The sequence below is a fragment of the Thermogemmatispora aurantia genome (assembly GCF_008974285.1).
In the GTDB taxonomy this organism is placed as follows: Bacteria; Chloroflexota; Ktedonobacteria; order Ktedonobacterales; family Ktedonobacteraceae; genus Thermogemmatispora; species Thermogemmatispora aurantia.
Window position 1 is genome coordinate 18,638 of the sequence record NZ_BKZV01000010.1, and the last position, 26,774, is coordinate 45,411.

Annotated in this window: 19 protein-coding genes; 6 read left to right on the forward strand and 13 right to left on the reverse strand. The window is 62.1% G+C overall.

Going from position 1 to position 26,774, the window contains the following annotated elements; genetic code table 11:
- Window positions 1–296 precede the first annotated feature (296 nt).
- From KTAU_RS20755 to KTAU_RS20765, 3 genes are all read right to left on the reverse strand, one after another.
- On the reverse strand, window positions 297–1,640 hold the full coding sequence (locus KTAU_RS20755; protein WP_151730155.1) for a hypothetical protein: 1,344 nt from the start codon (window positions 1,638–1,640) through the stop codon (window positions 297–299).
- Between the two features lie 266 nt (window positions 1,641–1,906).
- The gene (locus tag KTAU_RS20760) at window positions 1,907–4,999 is read right to left on the reverse strand and encodes an FAD-binding and (Fe-S)-binding domain-containing protein (RefSeq protein ID WP_228026570.1); all 3,093 of its coding nucleotides are present in this window, start codon (window positions 4,997–4,999) and stop codon (window positions 1,907–1,909) included.
- A 183-nt stretch (window positions 5,000–5,182) separates the two neighbouring features.
- On the reverse strand, window positions 5,183–6,133 hold the full coding sequence (locus tag KTAU_RS20765; protein ID WP_151730156.1) for a nucleoside hydrolase: 951 nt from the start codon (window positions 6,131–6,133) through the stop codon (window positions 5,183–5,185).
- Between the two features lie 463 nt (window positions 6,134–6,596).
- Between KTAU_RS20765 and KTAU_RS20770 the strand changes: the two genes are divergently transcribed.
- Window positions 6,597–7,532 (forward strand): DUF4352 domain-containing protein, encoded by a 936-nt coding sequence (locus KTAU_RS20770; protein WP_151730157.1) that lies wholly within the window; start codon window positions 6,597–6,599, stop codon window positions 7,530–7,532.
- A gap of 49 nt (window positions 7,533–7,581) precedes the next feature.
- Here the strand turns inward: KTAU_RS20770 and KTAU_RS20775 are convergent, their stop codons facing one another.
- Window positions 7,582–8,160 carry a pyridoxamine 5'-phosphate oxidase family protein gene (locus KTAU_RS20775; RefSeq protein WP_151730158.1) on the reverse strand — a complete coding sequence of 193 codons (579 nt, stop codon included), beginning with the start codon at window positions 8,158–8,160 and terminating at the stop codon, window positions 7,582–7,584.
- A gap of 349 nt (window positions 8,161–8,509) precedes the next feature.
- On the opposite strand from KTAU_RS20775, the gene KTAU_RS20780 reads away from it, so the two are divergent.
- Both KTAU_RS20780 and KTAU_RS20785 read left to right on the forward strand, forming a co-directional pair.
- Entirely contained in the window at window positions 8,510–11,899 is a 3,390-nt protein-coding gene (locus KTAU_RS20780) for an Eco57I restriction-modification methylase domain-containing protein (protein ID WP_170293471.1), read from the forward strand.
- A 301-nt stretch (window positions 11,900–12,200) separates the two neighbouring features.
- Window positions 12,201–13,607, forward strand: coding sequence for a DUF512 domain-containing protein (locus KTAU_RS20785; RefSeq protein ID WP_151730160.1), 1,407 nt, complete (start codon window positions 12,201–12,203; stop codon window positions 13,605–13,607).
- A 35-nt stretch (window positions 13,608–13,642) separates the two neighbouring features.
- Here KTAU_RS20785 and KTAU_RS20790 read toward each other — a convergent pair whose 3' ends face one another.
- The 3 genes from KTAU_RS20790 to KTAU_RS20800 form a co-directional block, all read right to left on the reverse strand.
- On the reverse strand, window positions 13,643–14,404 hold the full coding sequence (locus KTAU_RS20790) for a class I SAM-dependent methyltransferase (protein WP_228026571.1): 762 nt from the start codon (window positions 14,402–14,404) through the stop codon (window positions 13,643–13,645).
- Window positions 14,405–14,500: 96 nt separating this feature from the next.
- Complete coding sequence (locus KTAU_RS20795; protein ID WP_151730161.1) at window positions 14,501–15,139, reverse strand: biotin transporter BioY; 639 nt, start codon at window positions 15,137–15,139, stop codon at window positions 14,501–14,503.
- 201 nt (window positions 15,140–15,340) lie between these two features.
- The gene (locus KTAU_RS20800; RefSeq protein WP_151730162.1) at window positions 15,341–15,994 is read right to left on the reverse strand and encodes an SOS response-associated peptidase; all 654 of its coding nucleotides are present in this window, start codon (window positions 15,992–15,994) and stop codon (window positions 15,341–15,343) included.
- A gap of 277 nt (window positions 15,995–16,271) precedes the next feature.
- Here KTAU_RS20800 and KTAU_RS20805 point away from each other — a divergent pair, with 277 nt between their 5' ends.
- Window positions 16,272–17,651 carry a dipeptidase gene (locus KTAU_RS20805; protein ID WP_151730163.1) on the forward strand — a complete coding sequence of 460 codons (1,380 nt, stop codon included), beginning with the start codon at window positions 16,272–16,274 and terminating at the stop codon, window positions 17,649–17,651.
- A gap of 417 nt (window positions 17,652–18,068) precedes the next feature.
- Here KTAU_RS20805 and KTAU_RS20810 read toward each other — a convergent pair whose 3' ends face one another.
- The 3 genes from KTAU_RS20810 to KTAU_RS20820 all read right to left on the reverse strand — a co-directional run bounded on the left by KTAU_RS20810 (window position 18,069) and on the right by KTAU_RS20820 (window position 20,905).
- Window positions 18,069–19,319, reverse strand: a complete 1,251-nt coding sequence (locus tag KTAU_RS20810; protein WP_151730164.1) for a sigma-70 family RNA polymerase sigma factor — start codon at window positions 19,317–19,319, stop codon at window positions 18,069–18,071.
- Window positions 19,320–19,670: 351 nt separating this feature from the next.
- The gene (locus tag KTAU_RS20815; RefSeq protein WP_151730165.1) at window positions 19,671–20,387 is read right to left on the reverse strand and encodes a DedA family protein; all 717 of its coding nucleotides are present in this window, start codon (window positions 20,385–20,387) and stop codon (window positions 19,671–19,673) included.
- The gene (locus KTAU_RS20820; RefSeq protein WP_151730166.1) at window positions 20,384–20,905 is read right to left on the reverse strand and encodes a hypothetical protein; all 522 of its coding nucleotides are present in this window, start codon (window positions 20,903–20,905) and stop codon (window positions 20,384–20,386) included. The genes KTAU_RS20815 and KTAU_RS20820 overlap by 4 nt, the downstream gene beginning before the upstream one ends.
- A 42-nt stretch (window positions 20,906–20,947) precedes the next feature.
- Between KTAU_RS20820 and KTAU_RS20825 the strand changes: the two genes are divergently transcribed.
- Window positions 20,948–21,397: a dUTP diphosphatase gene (locus KTAU_RS20825; protein WP_112430273.1), complete on the forward strand. Its 450-nt coding sequence runs from the start codon at window positions 20,948–20,950 to the stop codon at window positions 21,395–21,397.
- A gap of 8 nt (window positions 21,398–21,405) precedes the next feature.
- Window positions 21,406–21,771 carry a DnaJ domain-containing protein gene (locus KTAU_RS20830; protein ID WP_228026572.1) on the forward strand — a complete coding sequence of 122 codons (366 nt, stop codon included), beginning with the start codon at window positions 21,406–21,408 and terminating at the stop codon, window positions 21,769–21,771.
- 203 nt (window positions 21,772–21,974) lie between these two features.
- Here the strand turns inward: KTAU_RS20830 and plsX are convergent, their stop codons facing one another.
- The 3 genes from plsX to KTAU_RS20845 form a co-directional block, all read right to left on the reverse strand.
- Window positions 21,975–23,024 carry a phosphate acyltransferase PlsX gene (gene plsX / locus KTAU_RS20835; RefSeq protein ID WP_151730168.1) on the reverse strand — a complete coding sequence of 350 codons (1,050 nt, stop codon included), beginning with the start codon at window positions 23,022–23,024 and terminating at the stop codon, window positions 21,975–21,977.
- A gap of 86 nt (window positions 23,025–23,110) precedes the next feature.
- Window positions 23,111–23,482 (reverse strand): response regulator, encoded by a 372-nt coding sequence (locus KTAU_RS20840; protein ID WP_052887378.1) that lies wholly within the window; start codon window positions 23,480–23,482, stop codon window positions 23,111–23,113.
- Window positions 23,483–24,024: 542 nt separating this feature from the next.
- A complete protein-coding gene (locus tag KTAU_RS20845) occupies window positions 24,025–26,688 on the reverse strand; it encodes a type ISP restriction/modification enzyme (protein ID WP_151730169.1) in 2,664 nt (887 codons plus the stop codon).
- Window positions 26,689–26,774: the final 86 nt, after the last annotated feature.

Consider the following 26,774-nt stretch of genomic DNA (forward strand, 5'->3'; position numbering starts at 1 on the left):
GGTTGGGCGCGGCGGGAAGGAGCAAAGCGCTGAGGTGCTGGCTGGCTTTACTCCTCCATTGGGGACGGGGCTCCCTCGCTTGCCTTCTTGCTTGGTGGGTCAGGTTGCCTGCTATGCGGCAGGGTTGTCTAGAGTGAAAAAAGATCCCCCCTTTCCCGTGGCTTCCTTTCACAACGGGAAGGTGCGTCCCTGGCCTAACCAGACGTCAGCAATGGTCGGAGCCGTTTAGATGCCGGCACTGGCAGCGAAACGCTCTATACCTAGAGTATAAACGATAGTTGATCCGTGCGCCAGGGTCAGCTTTTCTTGGTCGAAGCGGTGGGCGATGGAGAGGGAGTTGCTTGCTGGCTGCCGGCGTTGAGCTTAGCCTTCTCCTCGGCGAGCGTGCGCTGCACACCGCGCAGGTAGGTTTGAGCGCCGTCGAGGTCGGCGTCGGTAATGGCCTGCAGCTGTTTGGGCATCTGCTTCACCTGCGTTGACCAGCTCTCCAGCACGGTCTGCAAAGCCGCCAGCACCTGGTTATCCTGGCCGATATTCGCCAGCCACTGGCGTGCCTGCTTGAAGGCGCGCAGGGTGACATTCAAGAAATCGCCGGTGACGTTGGCTGCCAGGGTCAGGAGCGGGCTGACGAAGACGTTGTAGGCTGTGCGCAGCAGACGGGCAGCCGCAATGGCGGCATCCAGGGAGACGCCTTCAATGTTCTCCAGAGAGGAGATCAGCTCCTTGCGCACAGAGTCGGCGCCTGCCTGGAAACCGCGATTGAAGGCATCGGCCACCTGGCGCTCGATGTTGCTAGCGGTATTGCCGATAGTCTCGGGGATTTTAGGAGCCAGCTGCGAAGCGGCCACCACTGCCCCACCAGTAGCCGCCACGCCCAAACCGACCAACACGCGGCGCCGCGTAAGGATGCGCTTCTTGCGACGCGGCTTCTCCTCCTCGTAGTACTCCTCCTCTTCGGGAGGCAAGAACTCCTCTGGCTCTGGCTCGGCCAGTCGGCGCGTGGCCAGATGCCTGGTAGCTCGTCGCCTGACCGGCGGCAGCGGCTCGCTGTTGCTGAAGGCGCTCCCTTCCTCTTCGTCCTCTAGCAGCTCATTCTCGTAGCGACCAGCCGCGGCCATCGGTCTGCCGTAGCGCTCCTGGTTGTAGCTCTCCTCAAACTCTGGGGGAGCAAAGCCATACTGCTCCGCCTCGTCTTCGACCAGCGCTATGGCCTCGTCGCTCCATTCTTCGGCCTCTTCCTCCTCTGGCAACTGGCGGCGTGAAGGCAGGCGCGGGGAGCGCGGTCCAGCTGTGGCGTACAGCTCTCGGCTATAGAGCGTATGGCTTCGGTCCCGCACCGATGGCAGCAGCTCCTCCTCCGTCTCTGGGGGCGCGGTCAGGACCCCTTCGCTGTGTAGACTCATCTCCTCGCGTTTGCTCGCCAGAATGCTCTGGCGCATCAGCTGTCGTGTCCGGCGCAGATCAGGGCGTCGTGTTAGCAGAGAGCCAGAGGGGGTGCGGCTGCTGCTAGCGGAGGGCCAGCGCGTCTGCTCCGTCTGACCACGATAACTCTGCGACCTCAGATCCTCGTAATCCTCCTGACTGTACTGGCGGCCCGGGCTTCTGCGGTATAGCCTTCTCTCCATACGCTCGTTTGTCATGCATTCCTCCCAACACTGATCAGGCTGTTTGGTCGGCGGCGTAGTCTCCTTGCCAGCGTCGGTGGCCTGAGTAAGCGTTGAACACTGTGCGCTTTATACTCATTTTACCTCATCGAAGAGCAGTTCGTCTAGCACAGCGCGCTGTTCTACAGAGAAAAAACGCTCGCCAGATGACTCTTTAGCCCTCGCTCTCTCTGGGGCCGGTCGCGATCATGGCCTGTGGATCTGATTATAGCTCAGGTCTCCTTTGATGTCAAACATTTGTTCTAGTTTCGCCGCGGCGGCTGAGGTCTCCGTCCCCGGCGTCGAAGAAGCAGGAAGGTGCCCAGAGCGAGGAGGACGCTACCGGTCAGGGCCAAGGCGCTGCCTAGCCGGCGTCTGGCCGCTGGTAAGGGAGGAGCAAAGAGGGCCGCTCGCTCTGGGTAGGGTCCCAGCCGTGCATTGGTCGGCAGGCGCAGAGCCAGTTGCAAGACTTCGGCCAGGTGCAGGGCGCGGCGTGGCGTGGTCTGGGCGATCTGCTCGCGGCAGCTGAAGCCGTCTGCGACGATCAGAGTTTCCGGGCGGGCCGTGCGCACGAGCGGCAGGAGTAGGCGCTCGCCGACCTCTCGGGAGAGGGTGGCGTGCTGTGCTTCGAAACCAAAGGCTCCGGCCATACCGCAGCAGCCGGCGTCGGGGATCTGTACCTGCAGGCCGAGCTTGCTCAGCAGGGTGCGCTCGGCGGCAACGTTCATCAAAGCCCGCTGGTGGCAATGGGGTTGCAGCAGGACCTGGCCCTCCAGGCGCGGCCAGTGGTAGTCGCGGGCATGCTGCTCTAGAAATTCGCCTAGCAGAAGGACGCGTTCTTTGAGCTGCTGCGCCTCTGGACGCTCGGGGAAGAGGTTGGGCAGCTCATCGCGGAAGACGGAGACACAGCCTGGCTCCAGCCCAACAATGGGGATATCCTGATCCAGATAGGGGCGCAGCACGGCCATCAGCTGGCCTAGCTGCCGTTTGGCAGTAGCGAGCATGCCATAGTCGTAGAGGGGACGCCCACAGCACAGGGCAACTGGTGGTAGCTCAACCTGGAAGCCGAGTGCTTCGAGCACCTCGACCGCAGCACGCGCCGTTTCTGGGTGAAAGTAATTGTTGAAGGTGTCGGGCCAGAGGAGGACCCGCGGGCGCTGGCTCTGACGCAGTGGTTGCGGGCGGCTCTGGAACCAGCTACGAAAGCTGAGTGGAGCCAGACGAGGCAGGCGGCGCTCGGCAGCGATCCCGCCAGCCCACTTGAGCAACTGGCTCAGCAGCGGAGCCTGCGTCAGCAGGTTCACCAGTTCGGGGGTATGTGCTCCCAGGGCTGCCCAACGATGAATGAGGCCGAAGAGATAGGCGCTACGCGGTCGCAGGCGGCCTGCATAATAATGCGCCAGAAATTCGGCTTTGTAGGTAGCCATGTCTACATTGACGGGACATTCGCTTTTGCAACCTTTGCAGGCCAGGCAAAGGTCGAGGGCCTGGCGCACTTCTTCGGAGCGCCAGCCGCCGCGCAAAGGGTTGCCGTAGAGCATCTCGAAGAGCAGTCGAGCTCGTCCGCGGGTGGAATGGGCTTCTTCGCGCGTGACCATGTAGCTCGGGCACATCAGGCCGCCATCGGTGCGGCGGCATTTGCCGACGCCGACGCAGCGCATGACTGCATGGGCAAAGTTGCCGTCGTCGGCGGGGAAGCGAAAGTAGGTGGCGGCGGGACGTGGCAGCGGCAGCGCATGGCGCAGGTCTTCGTCGAGCCGGTAGGGGTTGACAACTTTGCCAGGGTTCATGCGTCCAGCAGGGTCCCAGATCGCCTTGAACTCGCGGAAAGCTTCTAGCAGTTCTGGCCCAAACATTTTGGGCAGCAATTCGGCCCGGGCCTGACCATCACCATGCTCTCCGGAGAGCGAGCCGCCATAGCGCACGACAAGATCGGCGGCCTCTTCCATGAAGGCGCGGAACTGGCGAATGCCCTCCTGACTCTCTAGATCGAAGCTGGCGCGCATATGGACGCAGCCTTCTCCGCAATGTCCATAAAAGTTTGCCTGGTAGCCATAGCGGTCGAGCAGCGCGCGCAGCTCACGCAGGTAGGCACCGAGACGGCTGGGATGGACAGCGGAGTCTTCCCAGCCTTCCCATTTGAGGGGCTGGCCGGGAACAAAGGTGGAGGCGCCAAGGGCTGATTCTCGTACCTCCCATAGGGCCCGTGCTTCGTCCTGGCTGCTGCAAAGGCGCATCTGTGGCGGGGTACTGCTCCGCTGCAGGTGGGCCATCAGAACCCGGGCCTGCTCTTCAGCCTCTGCGCGGGTTTGACCACCGAATTCGAGCAGCAGCCAGCCGCCTCCTTCAGGTAATAGATGCAGGTGCTCAAGATTGAGACCTTTGCGACGGCTGTCGGAGACAAGGCCCTTGTCGAGACCTTCGAGGGCGATAGGCCGAAATTCAAGCAGGGCGGGCACTTCGTCGCAGGCGCGGAAGAAATCGGGATAGCCAAGGACGAGCAAGACTCGCTCCGGGGGACTGGGCACAAGGCGTACGGTGGCCTCCAGTACGGTGACGCAGGTGCTTTCGCTGCCGACGAGGGCCCGGGCGACATGAAAGCCATTCTCCGGGAGCAATTGGTCGAGGTTGTAGCCGGAGACGCGGCGCGGGATGGCCGGGTAGCGCTGGCGAATGAGGTCAGCGTAGCGGTCGCGCAGGGCTTTGAGGCGGGCATATATCTCGCCACGGCGTCCTCCGGCGGCGATGATCTGGGCCAGCTCTTCTTCGCTGGTGGCACCTACGCGCAGGCGTAGGCCGTCGTAGGTCAGGATTTCCAGCTCTTCGATGTTGTCGACCGTTTTGCCGCCCATAAGCGAATGGGTGCCGCAGGAGTTATTGCCGATCATGCCGCCCAGGGTACAGCGGTTATGCGTCGAGGGATCGGGGGCAAAAGTCAGGTGGTGTTGCTCGGCGGCCCGGCGCAAGTCGTCCAGTACTACCCCCGGCTCAACGCGCGCCAGACGCTGCCCGGGGTCAAGGCTGAGAATGTGCTGCATGTGACGCGACAGGTCGAGCACGACAGCAATGTTACAGGTCTGGCCAGCGGTGCTGGTGCCGCCGCCGCGTGCCAGAATGGGGACATCGTAGGCGCGACAGACGGCGATAGCGGCGCAGACGTCGTCGCCGTCGTGTGGAAGCACGACGCCTAGTGGTACCTGGCGGTAGTTAGAGGCGTCGGTCGAGTACATGGCGCGGCTGCCGGCGTCAAAGCGCACTTCGCCGCGTACCTGGGCGCGCAGGGCGCTTGCCAGCTCATGAAGCCTGCGCGAGCTGATTAACTCTTTCCGCGGTGGCTGCTGCTGAACATGCTCCACAGGTTGATCTTCCGTCCTTCCTGGTCCTGGTGGTGCCGGGCCTGAATGCGGGTCGAGGTCAGCAAGATGAATTGCCGGCCCGGCCTGATCAAAGCCCAGGCGCAGAATGGGTCAGAGCGCGTGCGGTTGCTCATTGTTGCGAGGACAGCGACAGACACAGACGAAAGGCCGCTTCCATGCGGCTCAGAGCAGGCGCGCCAGCCGTTCCAGGAAGAAAGTGGTGAAGCCGGTGACGTCGACGGCGGTGGCCGCCAGGACGTTGGCCGGCGGGGTCTCGGGACGGCGACGAAACCAGGCCACAGTGGCCCCTGGGGTCTGATGGCCGCTCAGCTCGACGTCAATGTAGACCGATTCCCACTGAAGCATTTCGGGATGGAAGGCAGCGGCCAGCGCCAGTGGATCGTGCAGGTGAAAGCGATCGTAAGCGGCGCGTGGGGCGAAGTTCTCAAAGTAGTGGGCGAGCATAGCGTCGATACAGCGCCCGATGCGACTCTCGGGCCGGCACAGAGGTGCGAACTGCGTGCGGGTCAGGCCGACCTGCTGGGTGGTGTCGAGACTGACGAGGCGCAGCGGCCAGCCGGCGTGGAAGACGATGTGGGCAGCCTCGGGGTCGGCGTAAATATTGAACTCGGCGGCTGGGGTAATGTTGCCAGGGACGCGCAAGGCTCCGCCCATAATAACCACTTCGCGCACCTGCTGGGCAATCTCTGGGACCAGCCTGACGGCCAGGGCCAGATTGGTAAGCGGCCCTACGGCGACCAGGGTGAGGGCCCCCGGCGCAGCTTTGATACGCTCACAGAGGAAGACGGCGGCAGGCTGCAAGACAGGGGCTGAGGTCGGCTCTGCCAGCTCGGCCCGTCCCAGACCGTGTTGACCATGCACCTCGGCAGCGTGAATCGGCTCGCGCACAAGTGGACGCGCTGCCCCTGCGGCGACAGGGATGTCCTCACGCCCAGCCAGGGCCAGTAAGGCCAGCGCGTTGCGCGTAGTGTCTTCCAGCGGAACATTGCCACTGACGGTGGTGACGCCTTCCAGGCTGACCTCGGGCGAAGCGAGGGCCAGCAGGAGGGCCAGGGCGTCGTCAATGCCTGGATCAGTGTCGAGGATGAGATGCAGCGGCTGCTTGCTTGACATGGATTCTCCCTTGTTGTCTGACCTGGCTGGCTGCCCGGCTGCTGCCCTTCCTGGGGACAACAGCCGGGAGGGTGAGTGAGTAGCCTGGCTGTGTCTGTCGGCTCCCGCTCTTTTTCTTTGTCTATCTTGTAGGTAGCATATCCCTGATCAGGGGCCAGGGTCAAGGCCCTCCTGCCTTCTGGTCTGGGTAGGATGGGGAGAAGCTCGCTCTGCGCTGCCGGGAGCCAGTTCCGTCCCTCCCCTCCCGGTTTTCTTCAGGGCCTCAGTTGAGAAGATAGGAGAGTGTCCATAGAGGAAGATCTATGCTAGAATATAGAGGAGAAGGGTGAGATACTTTTCTCCAGGAAAGAGTGGCCTCAGTCATCTTTCCAGATCCTGATTAAGAAAAGGGTCTCGCCGGAGCAGGATAGCAATGTCTGTCTATTCGGTGAGAGAGCGCCAAAGAGGGTAGAAAGGAACTTGTATGCAGCCGTATCCTCCTCCTGATCAGACGCCGCCTGGGGGTGGCTCTGCTCCGCCGCCGTCGGCGGGCCAGACGCCTCCACCTGGAAGCTCGCCTTCGCTGCCTGGTTATGAGCAGTGGGCCCGGCCAGATCCGTATACGCCGATGTCTGGTGCTCCCGGCATTGTGCCCGCCTCGCCACTGACACCACCGCCACCACCCGGCTCTGGGCAAACACTCTGGCCAACGGTCCCGACAGCGGGCGTGCCAGTGATCCAGACGCCTCCTTCCGCGGCTCAGGCTTCGCGCCGCAACCTGACCTGGCTCTGGATCATTGCTCTGGTCGTGGTTTTTCTGGCTGGCCTGGGGCTGGGAGATGTTATCGGTACGCTGACAGCAGCCCCCAAGGCGAGCAGCACGACGAATCGCTCCGCCCCATCGGCGTCGACGACAGTCGGTAACACCAGCACGACTGCGACCGTTGCTACTGGTAATACTACGACGGGGTCCTCGCCAACAGCTACGCCGGTCTCTTCGTCCTCATCTTCAACATCGAGTAGCAGCGGGAGCGTTCATCATAAGGTGGGCGAGGCGGTCAACTTTAATAACACCTGGCAGATCACCTTAAACTCTGTCCAGACCTCGCCGGGTCAGGGCTTCGATCAGCCCAAGGCCGGTGATCAATACCTGCTGCTCGACGTCACGCTGCTGAATGTTTCGAATGATGAGCAGGAGGTGGCAGCAGACTTCAATTTCACGCTGCGTGATACCGAGGGACGCGAGATTCAGATGGCTTTTGTGGGTTTTGTCAGCCCACCTCCGACAGGAAAAGTGGAGCCGCAGCAGAAGATTCGCGGGACCCTGGCCTATGAGGTCCCGCAAAGTCAGCACGATTTTGTCCTCTCCTTCTCAGATATCATGCAGAGTGGCCAGCTCTTCTGGGACATCCATGTCTGATCGCAGAGCAGGAAAGGAATGTTCTATCGGACGGCCAGCTGATGCAGCGTCAGGACTGCCACCGAGCCTGCTGCTCATCCCCATAGTAGTAGGCTCCCGCGAAATCCGACGCTGCCTCTTTCTTTTTGCCACTCCAGGCGGTGATACGGATCTCGTAGACGCTGGTGCGCTGCAGCTCCTCATCATTGACGGCGCGATAGTCACGTCCCGGTTCCAGGTGTGGGGCATACTTTTTGAGCAGCAGGTGGAGCGCGGCCCGCGCCCGCTCGCGATCCTGGATGATAGCCCCTTGCCCGAAGACGACAACACTGGCGTATTCAACGCTGAAGCCCAGGGCCGTCTTGGCGGGCAAGAGTCGCCCCATTTCGTAGACGGTGAAACAGACGCGCTCGCTGCCTTCGATATTGCGGCGTGTCCGTCCACTGGCGGCGGTGTGGAGATAGATGGCGTGCGCTGCCTCATCGTAAACGAAGAGGTTGCTATTGAGAAAGGGCTGCTCGCCTTCAACGGTAGCCAGTACCCCTACTGGGGCACGGTGGAGAAAGTTGCGTATCCAGCTTTCGTCGTTGACGGCCCGATCACGCCGACGGATGTGATGTAGCTCTTGCTGCTCAGGTGGTTGCTCCATCCAGATGACTCCTTTCACTGGCTCAGAACCTACTGGTCTCAGAGTACCTTACCTGCTGCTGGAAGTGCCGACAAGAGCCAATGTTTTGTTGAGACAAGCAGCCATTGACACTGGCCCTTGGACTGGCGCTTCCTATGGTATTGATAGCAACCACAGACAGGCAGCTCTCTCTTGAGCAGTCAGGATGATGGGCCGAGGCGAGGCGCTGCTCCTTGTTCTTGTACCACTGGAGCTGGTAGGGAGGAGTGGCCTGCCATCCATTCCATTCCATGAGCCGCTGCAGAGGGAGTGCCGCGCGGCTGCCTGTCAGGCTGTGCTTTTCCTGGTGCTCTGGCGAGGGGCGAGGCAGATGTCTGAACAGGCTGCAAGAATGGATCTACCTGCTGAGAGGGAAACGCTGATCAACCAGCGAGAGAGGGAGGCGGCTGTCGGCTTACCGGCGCTGACAGCCTTGAAAGAGCGCACCTGCGAGGCGGTGGTGCTCGTGTTAACAGCGCTGGTCAGGCAAGCACAAAGACTGCTCGCTGGCCAGGCAGAGCAAGAGCAGACGGCCCTCTCTAAGCGCGGACAACTGGCCGGGCTGGCTCTCCAGGATCTGGGTGGCCTCTATGAGCAGACGCTGCGCCTGATCTATCGCCTCTTTGTGACCGAGGCTGTCGCACGCGCCGGTCTCCTGGCCCTGGCGGAAGAGCCTTCCCTGGGGGGGCGAGAGTCGGAGCCAGAAGCTACTGAGGATGAAGAGAACCGTGCTGACCGTCTCTGGGGAGATCTGCAGCGCCGGTGGGCACTGATGCGCGTGGGCTGTCGGCAGTCGGGGCTGACCCTGGCTCCCTATCCTGGCCACCTCTTTGATCCTGAGACGACGCCCTATCTGGAAGCTCTGCCGCTCCCCGATGCAGTGCTGACGCGAGTCCTGGCTCTGCTCGACGGCTTCCCCCTCTCCTGCGAGGTGAGCGCTGAGACCGGCTGGACCTGGCTGCCGGCGGCGCTCTACGAAGATATGCTGGCCTATGAGCCGCGTCTTGCCACGGAGCTACTGCACGAGGTGCAGGATCGAGGTCGACGCCTCGTTATTCCGGCCCGCCTCAATGTCTCGGCGGCCAACGACGGTCAGTTGCTGTATCCCGTAGTGCGCATTATTGCCCCTGGTAGCATCTATCTGGCTCCCAGCAGCGGGCGCAAGAGCAGCGGTAGTTACTCGACGCCTCCCGCCCTGGTCTCCTATCTAGTGCGGCGTACGCTGGAGCCACTGGTGAGGAACTGCCAGCGGGCCGAGGAGGTTCTGGCGCTCAGGGTGGTCGATCCGGCGATGGGCACGGGGGCCTTTCTGGTGGCGGCTTGCGACTACCTGGCTCGGGCCTGTGCCTGCTTACCGGGCAAACTGCCAGCGCCGGAGCAGGCAGGGCTGGAGGAGTCGATGTCCTATCGTCGTCTGGTGGCCGAGCGCTGCCTCTACGGTGTCGATCTCGATGAGCTGGCTGTTGAACTGGCGCGCCTCTCGCTCTGGCTCTTCACTGGCCAGCCTGAGCAGCCAGCCACCTTTTTGCGTCACAACCTGCGCTGTGGTAACAGCCTGATTGGCATGCCCTGGCCGTGGGAGGCCACTGCCAGTGAGGCAGCAATCCAGCCTCACCATCTCGCCAGCTTGCTGCGTCTGATCCCACTGCCGGGCGCAGTTCTGCCGCAGACGAGCGTTGAGCGCGCGCAGGCCCGACGCCTGGCCGATCTCTGGGTGGCCCTCTGGTTTTGGCCACACTCGCAGTCTGCTGCTGAGGGAGGTGGCGAAGCTGTGAGCCTGGAGGCTGTGCCGCCCTTACCGGACAGGCGTACCTGTGCCGCGCTTGTCACTGCGCTGGCGCGCGCTGAAGATGGCCCCCTGTCGGAGGACATCACACAGGAAGAGCAGCTGGCACTCACGCTCTATCTGCGCACCCTTGAGCGCCTGGTCAGACGCCTGCGTCCTTTCCACTGGCCGTTAGAGTTTCCCGCTGTCTTCTTTGCGGAGGATGGTCGTCTGCGCCCCCAACCAGGCTTTGATGCCGTGCTGGGCAATCCGCCCTGGGAGATCCTCAAGCCCAACTCCCGCGAATTCTTCGCTGCCTATGATCCTCTCTACCGTCGGCTGGAGCGCACCGAAGCCGAGCGTCAGCGTCAGTCTCTGCTGGCTGATCGCAGCATCGAGCGCTCCTGGCGACGTCGGACCCACTGGCTTGCAAAACTGAGCCGCTATGTGCGCGCCAGCGGACTCTATCCTGCTCAGCACACTCCCATTGGGGGTAAAGCGGGCGGTGGCGATCTGAACAGTTACAGGCTCTTTGTCGAGCGCTCCTATCGCCTGCTGCGTCCCGGCGGTTACTGTGGCCTTGTGGTACCAGCCGGCCTCTATACCGATCAGAGCAGCACTGGACTGCGCCACCTGCTCCTGGAAGAGGGGCACCTGCTTCTATTGCTGGGCTTTGAGAACCGTGCCGCCCTCTTCCCCATCGACATCCGCTGCAAGTTTGCCCTGCTGGTTTTCGCCCGCGAACACCCTCCGCCCGCTGCTCACGTGCGGGTGGCCTTTATGCTGCGCGATCCTGCCGTGTTGCAAAATGATGAGGAGCAGTTTACTATCCGTCTGCCCTGCACGCTGATTGCCCGCTTCGCCCCGGAAACCCTCTCGCTGCTAGAGCTGCGCACCCAGCGCGAAGCGGACCTCCTCAGCTGCATCTATGGCACCAGGCCGCTCCTTGGCGAGCAGCAGGCGAAGCGAGAAGCCGGTGCCTGGTCAGTGATGCTGATGCGCGAATTTGACATGACGAGCGATCGCCCGCTCTTCAACCGCAGCGGTCAGGGTTGGCCACTCTACGAAGGCAAAACTATTCACCAGTACTGCGCTGCTTTTGCCAAGCCGCGCTATCATATCCTCCCCGCCATTGGGCGGCAGGGCCTGCTGCGCCGCGAGCTGGCGCGTCTGGAGCGGGAGCTGGAGGCGCTGGCCAGGGAGCGCTGGCCTCAGCTCCTGCCTGGTAGTGGCTGCCCCGAGCGTGTGGCGGCTCTGCTGGCCGCTCATGGCCGCGGGCCGCTGAGCGCCGAGGATGTACGCCTCGACTGCGAGGCACCGCGCCTGGTCTTTCGCCGTGTAGCCAGCAGCACTAACGAGCGCAGCCTGATCGCCACCGTCCTTCCCGCGGGCTGCTTTCTCGGCAACACCCTGACCTATATCCGCCCCTGGTGCCTCGATCAAGGCAAGCTGGCGGCCCTGCTGAGGGCTGAACCAGATCAACCGCTCAGTCTGGCCTACGAGCCTGCCCTCTCGCCGACGCTGCTAGCCTGCCTCTGTGGTCTGTTCAATTCCTTTGTGCTCGACTATGTGATTCGGCGCAAGATCTCGGTTGACATCACCATGTTTCAGGTTCGCCAGTTACCAGTGCCGCGCCTTACAGAAGACTGGCCCCATTGTCGGGCCATTGCGCGTCGTGTCGCTCGCCTCGTCTGCCTCGGTCCCGCCTTCGACGCGTTACGCCGCCATCTGCTGGGAAGCGAAGACGCGCCCGTGCTGCCACTGGAGCGACGTCAGGCGCGCCAGCAACTGCGGAACGAAATCGACGCTATCGTGGCTCATCTCTACGGCCTGAGTGCCAGTGATTTACGCTACTTGCTCGTTGCTCCCCACAGCTTTCCCCTGGTGCCTCACACTGTCAAGGAGGGAGTGCTGCGCGCTTTTGCTGCCGTCGAACGATTGCTTGAAAGCGAGTGATCAGCGCGGGGGCGGCCCGTCTGGTCCGAATAGTGAGCGGATTTTGAGGAATACCATAGGACCATAGGACCATTGGGGAGGCGAGCGAGGGGTGGAACGTGCCTGCGCGTGGCCGGCGAGGACAAGGAAGAAGCAAAGATGATTTGACGTCCAGGCCCGGTCAGCCGTATAATCTTGGCCGATATCTCCCAGCGCCGCAGAAGAAAATGCTTACTTAACCTGGTGAACCGGACGTGTCGACCGTCAAAGCGGCAGGCTGCCCGGTCTATTGCCAGCCCGACAAAGGAAGGAAGCAGCGTTCATGCCAAAGCTCTACGGTTGGGTGCGTGAGGTGGTGCCCGACAGCCCTGCTGACCGCGCGGGTCTGCAGCCAGGCGATCTCATTCGCACAATCAACGGTCATCTTATTCGCGACCTGGTCGACTACCAGTTTTACAGCGCCGATGAGGTCCTGACTATCGTGTTCGAACGGCAGCAGGAGCAGCACGAGGTCACCATCGAGCGTCAGGAAGGCGAGAGCCTGGGTCTGATCTTTGGCGAGGAGCCGACGCCTTTTATTCGCCAGTGTGCCAACAAGTGCGTTTTTTGCTTTATTAAAGGCTTGCCGCCGCGCTACGCTGCGCAACCGGGGCTGCCGCATGGTCTGCGCTCCACCCTCTACATCAAAGACGACGACTATCGCTACTCCTTCCTCTTCGGCAATTTTATTACACTGACGAATCTCAAAGAGCAGGACTGGCAGCGGCTGGCCGAACAGCGACTGAGTCCCCTCTATGTCTCGGTTCACACGACCGAGCCGGAGCTGCGGCGCAAGATGGTCGATGGGCCGCGGGCTGGCGAGATTCTCGAGCAGATTCAGCGTCTGGGGGAGCTGCATATCACCTGTCATACTCAGCTTGTCCTCTGCCCGGGCATCAACGACGGCGAGCACCTCGAACGCAGCATTCGGGATCTGGCTGCCCTGCGTCCCATCGTTGAATCAATCTCAGTGGTGCCTGTGGGCCTGACCAAATACAACAACCTGCTCAAGACCGGCGATCTACCGCCGCTGCGTCCCTACACGCGTCAGGAGGCGGAGCAGGTCATGGCTCAGGTTGAGGCCCATCAGCGACGCTTTGCCGCCAGCCATCCCGAGGGCTATCCTTTTGTCTACCTCTCGGACGAGTGGTACTATCTCGCGGGCCGTGAGGTGCCGCCCGCCTCCCACTACGGCGACTACGCCCAGATCGAAAACGGCGTTGGGATGACGCGCTACCTGCTCGAGCAGTGGGAGAGCGCCCGGCGTCGCCTGCCCGCGCGCATGCCGCAGCCGCGGCGCCTCACTCTGGTCACGGGGACGATGGCCCGACCCATTATCGAGCGTCTGGCGGCGGATCTCAACCGCATCGAGGGTCTGGAGGCGCGCGTCATCGCCGTCGAGAATCGCTTTTTCGGCTCTCAGGTCACGGTTGCCGGGCTGCTTTGCGGTCAGGATGTCCTGGCCACGCTGCTGGAACAGGAATGGCTCGGCGATCTGGTGCTCTTGCCACGCATCATGCTCGACAACGCCGGCGAGCGCTTTCTAGACGATGTGACCGTTGAAGAATTTCAGGAACGCCTGCCGGTGCCCTCGCGCTTCGTGCGCAACGCCCAGGAGACTGTCGCCGCTGTTCGCGAGCTGGCCGGACTGCCAGCACCGCGCCTATGGGCGGCTCTGGCCACCCGCTGATGGACGAGCGGGGATCTGTCCCTGCTATCTGCTATCTACCTGGTGGCCACCGTCAGCAGGCGTCGACTCTCCAGGCTGAACGGGGCGCCCTGCTCATTGTAGGCTTCCACCCGGCTGAAACCAGCCTGGCGCAGCCAGTCCGCCAACTCGGGCAGTGTGAGCAGACGCACAAAGAAATGCGTCTCGCGCTGGCGCCCATCGCGCAGGATCACGCGCCTGGTGTGCAGGCGTCCACTGAGCACATCATAGTGCAGCTGATCGATCAGCCAGGCCCCATCGCGCTCTAAGACCATATCCGGCTGAAACACGCGCAGCAAGCGGTCGCGATTCGGCAGCTCAAGCAAGAGCCGTCCGCCGGGCTGCAACACGCGGGCAATCTCGGCCAGCACCTGGCGATTCTCCTCATCGCTGAAGTAGCCGAAGGAGGTGAACCAGCTCAGGACCGCCGCAAAGCGGCCAGTCCACTCCGTTGGCAAGGTCCGCATATCGCCCTGACGGTAGTCGACCGCCAGTCCCCGCTTCTCAGCCTCAGCGCGAGCCTGATCGAGGAAAGCCGCGCTCTGGTCTAGCCCGCTCACCAGACAGCTGCGGGCCGCCAGCCGGTTGGCGATCCTGCCGTAGCCGCAGGCCAGATCCAGCACCGGTAGCCCCGGCTGCAGCCCAAGCAACCGCCAGACCAGGTCTGCCTCCTGCTCGCTGCGCTCCTCCGTCAGGAAACGATCGTAGAAATAGCGGTAGTCGGAAGCCTCAAAGGTGCCTTCGAAATCGAAAGCCTCCGATCCCAGTGGCGAATTCACAATGATCTCCTCGTGTCGGAGCAACGCCGACAACAAATGAGGCTCCCAGCCTGCTGGGAGCCTCAAAGCTTGGCCAACAAGCTTCCTCACCGAGCCTTAGCGGGACCGGGACGGCGCTCCCTGGTCGCGTTGTGGTCCCAGGCGTAGCACCAGCCAGGCCGAGGGCAGCAAGGCCGCCGCCAGCAAGAGTTTCAGCGTGTCGCCCACCAAAAAGGGCGCCATCCCGAGTAGCAGGGCCTGAGCCGGTCCCAGATGCAAGACCAGCGCCAGCCAGGGCACCCCGACAGCGTAGATGATCAGCGAGCCAGGCAGCATGGCCAGCGCCGCCGTCAGATAGCGGCGATCAAGCCCTCGCTCGCACAGCCAGCCCGTCACCCAGGCCGCCAGCGGATAGGACCAGAGATAGCCCCCGGTATAGCCGAGCAAAACCGCCACGCCGCCGGAGCCGCCGGCGAAAACCGGCAGGCCCAGCGCTCCCTCCGCCAGGTAGGCCAGCAGGGCCAAAGCCCCGCGGCGACTCCCCAGCACAGCCCCCGTCAGCAACACACCCAGCGTCTGCAGCGTAATCGGTACTGGCGTAATCCAGGGAATATAAATAGAAAATCGAGCACATAAGGCCATGAATGCACTGAAGCCAAGCACCAGTACCCCATCGCGCAGCAGAGCTGTGAAACGTGACGGCGAGCGAGCCGGCAGTACGCGATCCACCAACGTTGTACCGGACACAGAAGCCATCAAGGCACTCCTTTCTCAGGAACATACGTATCAGCACTGCCTGGAAGGCAGGCAAAGACTGGGACCCGGTCAGGCCGCGCAGATCCGACGAGCTGGTGGCCAGCGGGTCCCTGTTCCTCTGCAACAATTATAGGCAGCCAGGCGTGCTGCTGGCAAGGCGCAGCGGAGTAGAACGAGGTAGGAGGGCCTGGTCCCTCTCACTCAAGCCAGCAGGGCTGCTCCCTCGTTGCGAGGATCGTTGACCAGGCGCGAGACCGGACGGGCCTGCATCTCTGCCGCCGGATAAGGGCGCAACAAAGGTAAGAGCGCCTCCGCCTCCTGCACAGTGGGATCGAGCCAGCGCTCGCAGTCCTCGCGCGGCAGAATCACTGGCATGCGGTTATGGATCGTCGCCAACAACTCATTCGGCTCTGTCGTCACGATCGTGCATGTTCGCAGCAGGCGGCCATCGGCAGCGCTCCACTGGTCCCACAGGCCAGCGAAAGCGAACGGCGAGCCATCGCGCAGCGTAATATACATCGGCTTCTTCGAGCCGTTAGTCTGCTGCCACTCATAGAAGCCGTCAGCCACCACCAGGCAGCGGCGCGAGCGCAGCAAGCGCTTAAAGCTCGGCTTCTCAGCCAGTGTCTCTGCGCGTGCATTAATCATGCGGTTGCCGATTGCCTCCTCCCTGGCCCAGGAAGGGATCAGGCCCCAGCGCAACCAGGCCATCTGGCGTTGTCCCTCATGCAGGATGGCCACCACCTCCTGTGAGGGAGCGATATTATAGCGTGGCTGAGCCTCCAGCGTCGCTGGCACCCCGAAGATCTCAGCAATCGTCTGCAGATCAGTAATCAACGTAAAGCGACCGCACATAGACAGCGCAACTCCTTCCTTAGCGGCCAGCCTCTCTCACCTTCAACTGAGAGCGAGAGAGAGCTGGCAAAGACACGACGGCCCCCAACCCTCTTTCTCTCTCTATTCTGCGCGCTGCCCTCGCAAGCGGCAAGGGCCAGTTCGTCTCAAGCCTCTCTAGCGGAGAGGTCTCCGTGTGGTCGGCCAGAGGAAAGCTCGCTCTGGACAAAGCCGGCCTGACCCTGCTACCATAACAGGCAGATTTCCCTTGCAGACGCTTAAGGAAGGAAGAGTTGTCATGACGCAGATAGAAGCGTATATAGCAGAGCATGAGCAGCGTTTCCTGGAAGATCTCAAAGGATGGCTGCGTATTCCCAGCATCAGTACCCTGCCCGAATATGCTGCCGATGTGCGCCGTGCCGCCGAATATGCCGCTGGCCAATTGCGCAGCATTGGCCTTGACAACGTGCGCCTCATCGAGACCAAGGGCCACCCGCTGGTCTATGGTGAGTGGCTCAAAGCGGCGGGCCGGCCAACTCTACTTATCTATGGACATTATGATGTCCAGCCCGTCGATCCCATCGAACTCTGGCAGACGCCGCCCTTCGAACCGACCATTCGCGGCGAAAACCTCTACTGTCGGGGGGCCTGCGACGACAAAGGGCAGACCATGCTCGTCTTCAAAGCCCTGGAGGCCCTCATCACCACCGAGGGAGGGCTGCCTGTCAACGTGCGTGTCCTCATCGAAGGGGAAGAGGAGGCCGGAGGTGAATCCATCGAGCACTATGTCCGCAGCTATCCTGAGCGCCTGACCTGCGACGCCGCCTTCATCTGCGACACCCACATGCCGGCGCCTGACCTGCCGGCCCTCATCTCTGGCTTGCGCGGCATTATCTACACCGAAGTCGAAGCGCGTGGGGCCGTGCGCGACCTGCACTCCGGCACCTATGGCGGCATCGCCCCCAACCCCTTCCACGCTCTGGCTCTCATCATTGCCGGCCTCAAAGACGCGCGTGGACATATCCACATTCCCGGCCTCTACGACCATCAGCGTGAAGCGCCAGCGCAGGAACAGCGCTTCTGGCAAGAAGATCCCCTTCACCTGGCTGAGACCCTGCGCGAAGAGATGGGCGTGGCCCAGCTCTCCGGCGAACCAGAATATCCGCCACTGCAACGCATCTGGGCCAGACCAACTCTGGAAATTCACGGCTTTGTCGGCGGCTTCAGTGGCGAAGGAGCCAAAACTGTCATCCCTGCCAACGGCAAAGTCAAGATCAGCATGCGCATCCCACCCGACCTTGGACTCAAAGCCGAAGAAGTCTATCGCCTGTTCGAACGGCGCGTCAAGGAGCTGGCGCCGCCCGACGTCGAGGTCACCGTCCGCAAAATCCATGCCGGAGAGGGAGTGCTCGTCTCGCCCGAAGCCTCCGTCATTCGGGCAGCTTCAGCAGCCCTCAAAGAGACCTACGGGCGCGAGCCGGTCTTCATTCGCGAAGGTGGCTCCATTCCCATCGCCGCCCTCTTTAACGATATCCTGCAGGTGCCCATTGTCTTCATGGGCTTTGGCCTGCCCGATGACAATCTACACTCGCCCAACGAAAAATACTCTCTCAAGCAATTCTTCAGAGGAGTGCGCACCGTCGCGCGTTTCTTGCAGCTCTACGGAGCGGGCGCCTGAGTGCGAGTGAGCCGAGCCCGAGCCAACTCGCAGCATCGGGAAAGAACGGAGAGGAAGGCCGGGGCCGGAGCGGCCTGGGCGAAACAAAAAACAGAGCAGGAAAGATAGCTCTCCTGTGAAGAGCTGCCTTTCCTGCTCTGTAATCTACATCCGTTCCCGTGGCACAGATAGGCTCGGTTCCAGTAATGAAGGAAGATCGAATCTGCTAAAAACCAAACGCCTGACCAGCGCAGCTCGCCGACCGCGCTGATCGGGGGATTACCTGGCAAGCGTCGTAGTGCAGACAGATACAAGCCAGCCTGCGCCGCGCACTACACGCCAGAGTCGCGCCTCTGCCCTGGGAAACGACAACCACTGATTGAGGGGGCGCGGCGTGGACTGGGAAAGTCGACCACGACGGTGATCGCACCGGTCATGTCAGCCGCGCAGACGCTCCAGGACCGGCGGTTGGCGCAGTTTCGCCAGAGCGCCGGCCTCGATCTGGCGCACACGCTCGCGCGTAATCCCCAGCTCGCGGCCCACCTGCTCTAGCGGATGAGCCTGGCCATTGCCCAGGCCAAAGCGCAACTGCAGCACCAGGCGCTCGCGCGGCGTCAGCACCGACTCCAGCACGCGCTGGACCTCGTCCTTCAGCGTCTGGGTTGTCGCGATATCTTCTGGTGAAGCGGACTCTGTGTCAGCCAGCACATCGCCCAGCTCCTGCTCCTCATCCTCGCCGACCGGCAATTCCAGGGAGACGGGCGCTCCCGGAGCCGACTGCAGCTCCTGCATGCGGATCGGGTCCAGCCCTGTGGCCTCGGCCAGCTCCTGCTCAGTCGGCTCGCGGCCCAGCTCCTGTAGCAGGCGCTGACGCTCGCGGCGGATGCGGTTCAACGCCGTATTCACATAGACAGGCAAGCGGATCGTGCGCCCTTTATCAGCCACCGCGCGACTGATGGCCTGGCGAATCCACCAGGTGGCATGCGTCGAGAAGCGATGACCCCGACGCCAGTCATAGCGCTGTACGGCCCGAATCAGACCGATGTTGCCCTCCTGGATCAGATCAAGCAGGCTCAGACCGCGCCCGACATAGCGCTTAGCGATGCTCACCACCAGGCGCAGATTGGCCAGAATGAACTGCTTCTTGGCCTCGCGGTCGCCCATCTCGATGCGCTTGGCCAGCTCGATTTCTCGCTCATGCGAGATCATGGGCACGCGCCCGATCTCGCGCAGATATGCCATCACAGCGTCCGATTCGCCGGTGTCTAGAGCGCTCGCCGTGCTCTCGTCCGCATAGTCGGCGCGGCGCCGGCGCCCACCGGAGCGGCGTGCTGCACCCGCGCGCGTCGCCGGCAGGGGAGGAAGAGAGAGCAACGAAGCAGTGTCTTCTAGCTCAGGCGAACCTGGCAATTGCGTCAGATCTTCATGCATATCAGGCATCTCTTCTAACTCCAGGGCTGCTGGCTCCAGACCGCTGAGGTCCTCGTCCAGTTCAGGCTCTTCGTCCTTGCCAGGTTCCTCCTCTCCATCATCAACAACAGCGTCGTCGTTGTCGTCGTCAAAATCTATATATTCAAGATCCTTCGTAAGCAACTGATCAAGCTGCTTCTCCAGATCTGGATTGTCTCGTGTGGGCTGATCGTCTAAGATAAGCGCATTTCCCGTGTCGGCACGCTCCAGGTCTAACATGTGCGCCCTCCATGAAAAGGTAGTGTCTATCTTAAGCAGCAAGATAGCGGCTGTGAGGCTGTCTGACCCTACACGCAGGGAAAGCGAGCCTTCGACCTGAGAGAGACCAGGTCTAACGCCGGGTAGGAGAAAGATGTAAGATGAGACACGTTGCTTCTACCGATAGGAACACAGTACGGCCCAGAAATATTCCAGCGCTATTCCAATTATACCCTAAAGGTTTCCTTCCGTGCCAGTCTGTGGCAGCACTGAAGCTCTAAAGATGTTACATATCAACATAAGGGTACTTTGCTACAAAAGGAGTATGCTTTTTCAACGTTGCACTCACTATTACATACGCGTGAGGGTGGGCTAAAGTGGCAGGGAACCCGAAGAACCGGGGGCGGCCCCTGGAGAGGCGGCCCGCTCTGGCTCTTCCAGCTGTGGTCGGGGCTGTGGCTGTGATTCTGTGTGAGTTGCGCGCAGGCGGCGCAGCAGTAGCAGCAAGCGGTAGCTCAACCAGGTGGCCAGGGCCAGGGCCAGCAAGAGCAGCGAGATTGTACCGAGAATCTCACCCACTGCCTCCCAGCTGGCGCCGAAGAGAAAGCCCAGGCTGAGCGGCAGCCCGACGCCGACCAGCTCGCCGAGCGCATCGAAGAGCAGAAACTTGCGGTAAGGATAGCGCTCCGCTCCTGAGAGGAGCGTAATCGGCACCCCGATGGCCGAGAAGACGGTGCGACCGAGAAAGATCGCCCACCCTCCTCGTTGATGGAAGAGCTGCCGTGCGCGGCTGAGGGCCTGCTGTGGAATCCAGTGCCGCGGCGAGTGTTCCAGGTAATCGAGCAGGCGGCTGCCCCAGCGACGACCAAGGCTATAGCCGACGCTATCGCCGGCCACGGCGGCGCTCATCGCCAGCACTACCAGCAAGCCAAGGTTGTAATCTCCCAGCACGGCGAAGGCGCCCGCGGCCAACAAGAGCAGCGTAATCGGGAGCGGAATGCCGGCGGCCCCCACAAAGACCAGTCCCCACAGGGCTGGATAGCCGTACTCTTGCAACCAGTTGACCAGGTAAGGAAGCAAGGCGCTCATGGCCGTTCTCCCTTTGCCAGTGCAGAGGATGCCGCAGGCTCTCTCGTCGGGGTGCTTTTTGGCCCTGGGTGCTGCTGGCGATAGGTCTCGATGGCCTGTTGCAGCGTGCGAATCAACTCGTCAACGGGACGTTTTGTGCGTAGGGCCAGCGCATGGAGGGTCAGATGTTGTACAGAGGGCGTCTCTGGAATATGCAAGGCCCGGTAAAGGTACGCAGCTGGTACATGGCAGATATGAGCCACGTAGGGTATCGTCATCCAGGGGCGAATGCTGCGCACATCCCCCGCTTTGGCCAGGGCGCTCTGTTGCTGCAGATGCTGCACGGCATGATAGGTTGAATTGGCAGCATACACTGTCGTGCTGACGGCCAGGCAGAGCAGGAGCACCAGCCCAAGCAACTTAAGTTTTAGACTCAGCACCAGGCTGCGGCCCGACATAGCAATGGCAAAGGTAGGAAAGCAGCCGCCAGCGCTCGGCGGCGCTGGCCACCCATTTCTATCAACAAGGAAATCCAGCACCTTCTCTTGACGTCACAGAAGCTCTTTTCTAGAATAGCAGAAATGGACAAGTATCTGCAACCGCTAGATGTGGCGATCAAACGTGTGGACCCAACCTTGCCGTTGCCGACCTACGCCACTGCTGGCTCGGTTGGCTTTGATCTCCTCTGCCGTCAAGATACAGAGATCGCGCCTCGCGATCTCGGTTTCATTCCGGGCAATGTCATTGTGAGCACGCCACCGGGCTATCTGTTGCTGGTGACCCTGCGCAGCAGCACGCCGCGGCGCAAGGGGCTGCTGATCCCTCATGGGGTGGGTATTATCGATCAGGACTACTGTGGCGAAGGTGATGAGGTGCTGATCCAGGTCTACAACTTCCGTGACGAGCCTGTCCTGATCAGGCGCGGCGAGCGCATCGCCCAGGGTATTTTCATTCCAGTGGTCCGGGCCTGCTGGCAGGAGGCGACGGCCCTGGGGCCGGGGCGTGGTGGCTTCGGCAGTACGGGTGAATGAGGCCAGTGATGCAGGACTATTATTCGATTCTGGAAATAGCGCCAACCGCCTCGCCCGAGGAGATCAGGCGCGCTTATCTGCGTCTGGCACGTCGCTATCATCCTGATGCGAATCAGAGCGCGGCGGGTATGCAGGCTAGATATGAGCAGCAGATGAAGCTGATCAACGAGGCCTACGAGGTCCTGGGGGACCCACGACGCCGCGCCGCCTACGATGTGCACCGGGCCGCCGAGCTGCGCGTGCGTGCTCTCCGCGAGGCCCGTCTGAAATATCAGGCTCAGATGGGCAAGCACAACTCCTCGACCGAGATGACCTGGCTCGAAGGTCTGGTCGGCTTCGTGCGTGAATTGAAGCGTAGCCTGCGCGAGAATTAGCTTCTCTCACGAGAGGACGGGAGAGGCCCCCGCTATAGCGGTAGCGACTGCGCAAGCTGCACATGGCAAAATCCAGCGCTGCGCCGGTTGACTGGCGTTGGGTGGCCTCTCTCACAAGCGCTGCTTCTCCTGCCTGGCCGACTGGCTCAGCACTGGTTCTCTCTCCCACCCCTCGCTCCCGGACAGGCCAGCCGGGTAGCAGCCTAGACCCCGGCCTCGGCTCGCTGCTCGCCGCTGGTTCCCAACCTGGCCAGGCCCTCGGCGATGGCCGTCACTACTCCCTGCTCCGCCGTTTCGCGCGCCACCCGCAGCGCGTTTTTGATGGCCTTGGCGTTAGAACGCCCATGAGCAATGACTGCCACACCATTGACTCCCAAGAGAGGGACACCGCCATACTCGGCATAGTCGAGGCGTTTGAAGAGCTGCTTCAGACTCGGCTTGAGCACCGCCGCCGCCAGGGTATTGACTGGGTTGCTGGTCATCTGGCTGCGTAGCATGGCGATCAGCGTCTCGGCCAGTCCCTCGCTGAGCTTGAGAACAACATTGCCCACGAAGCCATCGCAAACCACGACCTCGGCAGCGCCTGCTGGAATATCGCGCCCTTCAATGTTGCCGATAAAGTTCAGCCCGAGCCGCGGAGCGCTCTCTTTGAGCAGGCGATGGGTTTCCTGGACCTGCTGATTGCCCTTGGTCTCCTCTTCGCCGTTGGCCAGCAATGCCACCCGTGGGCGATTGATGTGAAAAATGCGCTCCATGTAGACGGCTCCCATCAGGGCAAACTGCTGCAGGTACTCGGGCTTGCAATCCGTATTGGCGCCCACGTCGAGGACCAGGGTTGTGCCGGTGCGCGTTGGCATGACCGTGCCCAGGGCGGGCCGATCAACGCCGGCGATGCGTTTCAAAACGAACAGCGAAGCGGCCATCATGGCACCGCTATTGCCGGCAGAGACTGCCCCTACAACCTGGCCGCTGCGCGCCAGCTCCAGGGCCACCACCAGCGAGGCATTCTTCTTTCGCCGCACCGCGGTGGCTGGGTGCTCATCCATCGCGATGACCTCATCGGTGGGGGTAATCGCCAGGTCGAGGCCGTGGGTGTCGTAGCGAGCCAGCTCTGCACGGATCTGTTCCTCATGACCCACGAGCTGAACGCCGATGCCGTACTCACGCGCCGCCTCCACCGCCCCCTGCACTGTGGCCCCGGGAGCGTAGTCCCCCCCCATTGCGTCGAGCGCGACGCGTACTTTCGCCTCCATAGCCTTGCTCTCCTCTTGCCCTCAGACTGCTCTTGCTCTCGTAGCTCTTGTTGTTCTTGTTGCCTCTGAAACCGGGATCGTCACCTTCATGGCTCGCCGATGGTCTTGTGCACCAGCTCGACCAGCTCGTCCAGGTTAAAAGGTTTCGAGACAATCTCCACGACGCCAGCGTCGCGGAAGGTCTGCTCTTCGTGGGCCACATTGGGATAGGCCGTCACGATGATCACGGGAATCTTCTTCTCCAGCCACATCTCCATCAGCTTCAGCTCGTCCCGTCCGTCCAGATAGGGCATCATGATATCGAGCAGGATCAGATCGGGATCATGCTCGCGTACGGCGTCGTAGAAGCGTAGGCTCTGCGTCGTCATGTGGGTCTCATAACCCTCGTCGGCGAGCGCCTCGGTCAGGAGATCGGCGATGGTGGGGTCGTCATCCATAATCAAGATCTTTTTGGCCATGTGACCAACAGCCCCCTCGTCTCTCGTCTCGTGAATACAGTAACTACAGGCTCTTTGTACTACGATCAATCTCAAGCTCTCGCCCTCGGCGGAGGGCAAACCGCTCGCTTGGGGAGCGGTCGCGAGCACTTCTCGACCGCTGGCGTGGCGACCTCATTCGCACCCGATGCCATCGGGGCGCATCTGCTGGCTGGGACCTGACCGGCGGAGCAGAGCAGCACGAAACGGGTTGATCAGCTTCCGCTGTGACCTCTCTGCCGTGCCAGCTCCGGCTCAAGGCCGCACAAGACCTGTCTCACTCAGCTCGCCCGAAGCGGCCCTCGCCTTGAGCAAGCTACCCGGCTCAGCGGCAGGTACCTTTGACTTTGCCTGAGTGGACTGGGTGGTAGATGCTCGTATAATTATAGCACCCTGCCACTGTCTTTAGACGTGCCAGCGAGGGTTTTTGCTCAGGCAGTAGGACCTTCTGTCTGGCTGCGCCCTGGCTCTGCTCTCCAGTTGGAGTGGCCCATCAGGTGCTCTCTCACCCCTTCCTTCCCTCTTCAGGGAAGCAGCGCTTCCAGGGCGCTGCCGCTTTGGGCCATCAGCTCCTGCGTCTCAGTGATAATGGCCAGCAGCAGGCGATAGCGCTCATACTCGGCGGGGGTTAGCTCCTGCCCAAGATGCTCCTGCAGCCAGCGTGCGCAGATCTGGTAATGTCCAATGCGGAAGCGCCAGCACTCGGGCGGCAGGCCCTCCAGGGCCTGGCGGGAGTTTACCCAGAGGCGTCCATCCGCTGTATAGTGCACGAATTCGATCCGCAGGTGGGCGGCCTGAGCAGGCGGCAGGACGTAGGCCGAAGGCCGGGGGAGGCTGGTCTGCAGGTGCAGTTTGAGTAGACGGCTTCCGATACGATAGAGCAGACGAAAACTGGCACGATGCGCTGGCAGAGGGCAGCGCGGGAAGTCGCTGCTGAGCTGCTCGCCGTAGCGCTGGCGATAGATGGGCGCATGCAGAATAGCATAGAGGTAAGCCAGTACGGCCTCCGGCCCGAAGCTGGTTAGCAGATCGCCACTCCCCCAGGGCACGAAGTGCAGGTTGAGACGGCTCGCCAGAGCGTTAATGAAGGAGGGGGCTAGATTCGGGCGCGCCGCTCCCGCATCCTCGAACAGGTAGAGAGGAAAGACGTAGGCGCACTCGCGGGTCGCGGTTGAAAGCAGGCACATGTCGGTAAGGGCGCGGCTGACGAAGACGTGCTGGAAGCTGTCTTGACTCAGCTGGCGCGTTGTAGCGAGCAGGATATTAGGTCGCAGGGCATGGCGCATCAGCGCAAAGCGGTGGTCGCCGGCCTCGATGGCGGGAGGCCAGTAGGCGATACGGCGTGTGTCGAAGGGGCGATAGGCGTAGTCGCGGTAGATCTGCTGAGGTGGCAGTGCGCTGAGCCGACGCAGGAGCCGGGCCTTGTGCTGCGGCGTACCGCGGCGTCTATCGCTGGCGGTTGCACTCGTTCCATAGATCTCTTTCTCCTGGCTGTGTTCGGCCAGATAGGCAGCGATTTGTCGGGCGATGGCCTCGTCGGAGGGGCCGACCAGCACGGCGTCAAGGTGGGTTTTGATCCCTGTGCCGTAGAGCGGGAAGATTTCCGGCAGGGCCGCGTACCGTTCCCATTCGGTCTGGTGAGCCAGGGTGCGCGGCACGAAGAAGTAGAGATGGGGTTGCGGCTGCAGGCGCTGCCAGGGGGTGCTCTCCAGGTCCATCCCTGCCAGCCGGGCGTATTTCTCGCCGCGTCTGCCCCGCAGGGCCGCATAGTGGATGATCGCCCGCCTGGGAGCGGTCCGTGGGCTGCAAGCTGGGGCCCGGCGCCTGACAAAGAGACCGATGGCTACGCCCTGGCGGATGGGGAAAACGTTCTCATCGGGTTCTCTCCTCTCGGCAGGGGTTGCTCGCTGGCTGTTGCCGTGCAGGTCAAGCAAGTAAATTTCGTCAAAGCTGGCGAGCAGGCTCTCTCGCATGCGGCGGTGGGTCAGACCGTCAAGATAGGTGCGGCTGGTAATAAAGGCTAGCAAACCGCAGCCCGCTTGCTCGATATACCACTGGCCGCAGCGCATAAACTTGATGAAGTCATCGTCCAGGTTCAGCTTACGTTCGCCCAGATCGCGCTTGTAATCCTGAAGGAGAAGGCGTAGCCAGGGGTAGCGGGTAGGACGTCCGAAGTTGCCATAGGGAGGATTGCCGATGAGCACGGGCAGGCCCGTGCGGGCCGGTTCCCGGACCAGCCAGAGCAGGCCGTCCCCCAGGGAGAGGCTGAGAACCCCGGGCCGCTGGCGCAGGTCGTAGCCGCAAGCTGCCAGCTTGAGACCGAGGCTGAGATGGGCCACCAGCCAGGGGGCTGGCAGAAGTTCGTAGGCGCGCATGTTGGATAAAAGCTGTTCAGCTACGAAATGCGGCCAGCGCTCCAACTCCTCCTGTCGCACGAGCTGGCTATAGAGAAACTCAATCAGGCCATGCAGAAAAGCGCCACTGCCGACTGCCGGATCAATGACCTCGAAATTCCCCAACTCGCTCAGGCCCTGGCGCAGGGCGAAGGCCTGCTTCAGCAGAAGGTCGACGCTGCGCACCATGTAGGAGACCACCGGCGCTGGTGTGGCGTAGATGCCGCCCGCATGGCGCAGGTTGGGGCGGTAGTAATGTAGAAACTGCTCATAGCAGTAGATGAGCGGATCTTGCTCTAGTGCCTGAAACGGAGACGCCATAGCACGCGTCGCGAGCTGCTTGTCTGCCGCGGGGAGGAGGGCCGCTGCGCTCAGCTCCTGCAGCTCGGCGATGGTCTCGGCCAGCGTCGGGGCCAGCAGCATCTGTCTAAAGGGGGGCTGTAGCGAGAGAGGCAGCCACGAGAGCACGGGTATCAGCCCATTGTGCTCACGCTCGCGCTGGCGCTCACTGATCTGTCCGGCCAGGGCGGCGGCCAGAGCCAGAGCGCAGAGACCTTGCGTGTAGAAGTCGGCGCTCTCCTCTGGGGGCAGGTCTGATCCGATCAGTTCGACCAGCGGCTCCCACTCTCCTGCTTGTACAGCCCGCTCACAGAGCGGGCGCACACGGGTAATGGCCAGGGTAGCCAGCTGCTTTGCCAGGCGATTGCACTGACGCACAATCGCTGGCTGGTGCCGGTAGGTGCGCTGGGGGATGGCGACCAGCGCCGCTGCTGACGACAAGGGCTGGAATGACATCGCTCTTCTCTTCCACTCTTGCTGACTAACGGCGACCAGGTTCGGCGCTGCCTCCTTCTACCTCCCTGGCGCAACCCTGGTTGTTT

Bases quoted from the DNA above. Each gene is read 5' to 3' on its own strand.
- KTAU_RS20755 (WP_151730155.1), bottom strand. From the start codon at position 1,640: ATGACAAACGAGCGTATGGAGAGAAGGCTATACCGCAGAAGCCCGGGC.
- KTAU_RS20765 (WP_151730156.1), bottom strand. From the start codon at position 6,133: ATGTCAAGCAAGCAGCCGCTGCATCTCATCCTCGACACTGATCCAGGC.
- KTAU_RS20770 (WP_151730157.1), top strand. From the start codon at position 6,597: ATGCAGCCGTATCCTCCTCCTGATCAGACGCCGCCTGGGGGTGGCTCT.
- KTAU_RS20775 (WP_151730158.1), bottom strand. From the start codon at position 8,160: ATGGAGCAACCACCTGAGCAGCAAGAGCTACATCACATCCGTCGGCGT.
- KTAU_RS20780 (WP_170293471.1), top strand. From the start codon at position 8,510: ATGTCTGAACAGGCTGCAAGAATGGATCTACCTGCTGAGAGGGAAACG.
- KTAU_RS20785 (WP_151730160.1), top strand. From the start codon at position 12,201: ATGCCAAAGCTCTACGGTTGGGTGCGTGAGGTGGTGCCCGACAGCCCT.
- KTAU_RS20795 (WP_151730161.1), bottom strand. From the start codon at position 15,139: ATGGCTTCTGTGTCCGGTACAACGTTGGTGGATCGCGTACTGCCGGCT.
- KTAU_RS20800 (WP_151730162.1), bottom strand. From the start codon at position 15,994: ATGTGCGGTCGCTTTACGTTGATTACTGATCTGCAGACGATTGCTGAG.
- KTAU_RS20805 (WP_151730163.1), top strand. From the start codon at position 16,272: ATGACGCAGATAGAAGCGTATATAGCAGAGCATGAGCAGCGTTTCCTG.
- KTAU_RS20810 (WP_151730164.1), bottom strand. From the start codon at position 19,319: ATGTTAGACCTGGAGCGTGCCGACACGGGAAATGCGCTTATCTTAGAC.
- KTAU_RS20815 (WP_151730165.1), bottom strand. From the start codon at position 20,387: ATGAGCGCCTTGCTTCCTTACCTGGTCAACTGGTTGCAAGAGTACGGC.
- KTAU_RS20825 (WP_112430273.1), top strand. From the start codon at position 20,948: ATGGACAAGTATCTGCAACCGCTAGATGTGGCGATCAAACGTGTGGAC.
- KTAU_RS20830 (WP_228026572.1), top strand. From the start codon at position 21,406: ATGCAGGACTATTATTCGATTCTGGAAATAGCGCCAACCGCCTCGCCC.
- plsX (WP_151730168.1), bottom strand. From the start codon at position 23,024: ATGGAGGCGAAAGTACGCGTCGCGCTCGACGCAATGGGGGGGGACTAC.
- KTAU_RS20840 (WP_052887378.1), bottom strand. From the start codon at position 23,482: ATGGCCAAAAAGATCTTGATTATGGATGACGACCCCACCATCGCCGAT.
- KTAU_RS20845 (WP_151730169.1), bottom strand. From the start codon at position 26,688: ATGTCATTCCAGCCCTTGTCGTCAGCAGCGGCGCTGGTCGCCATCCCC.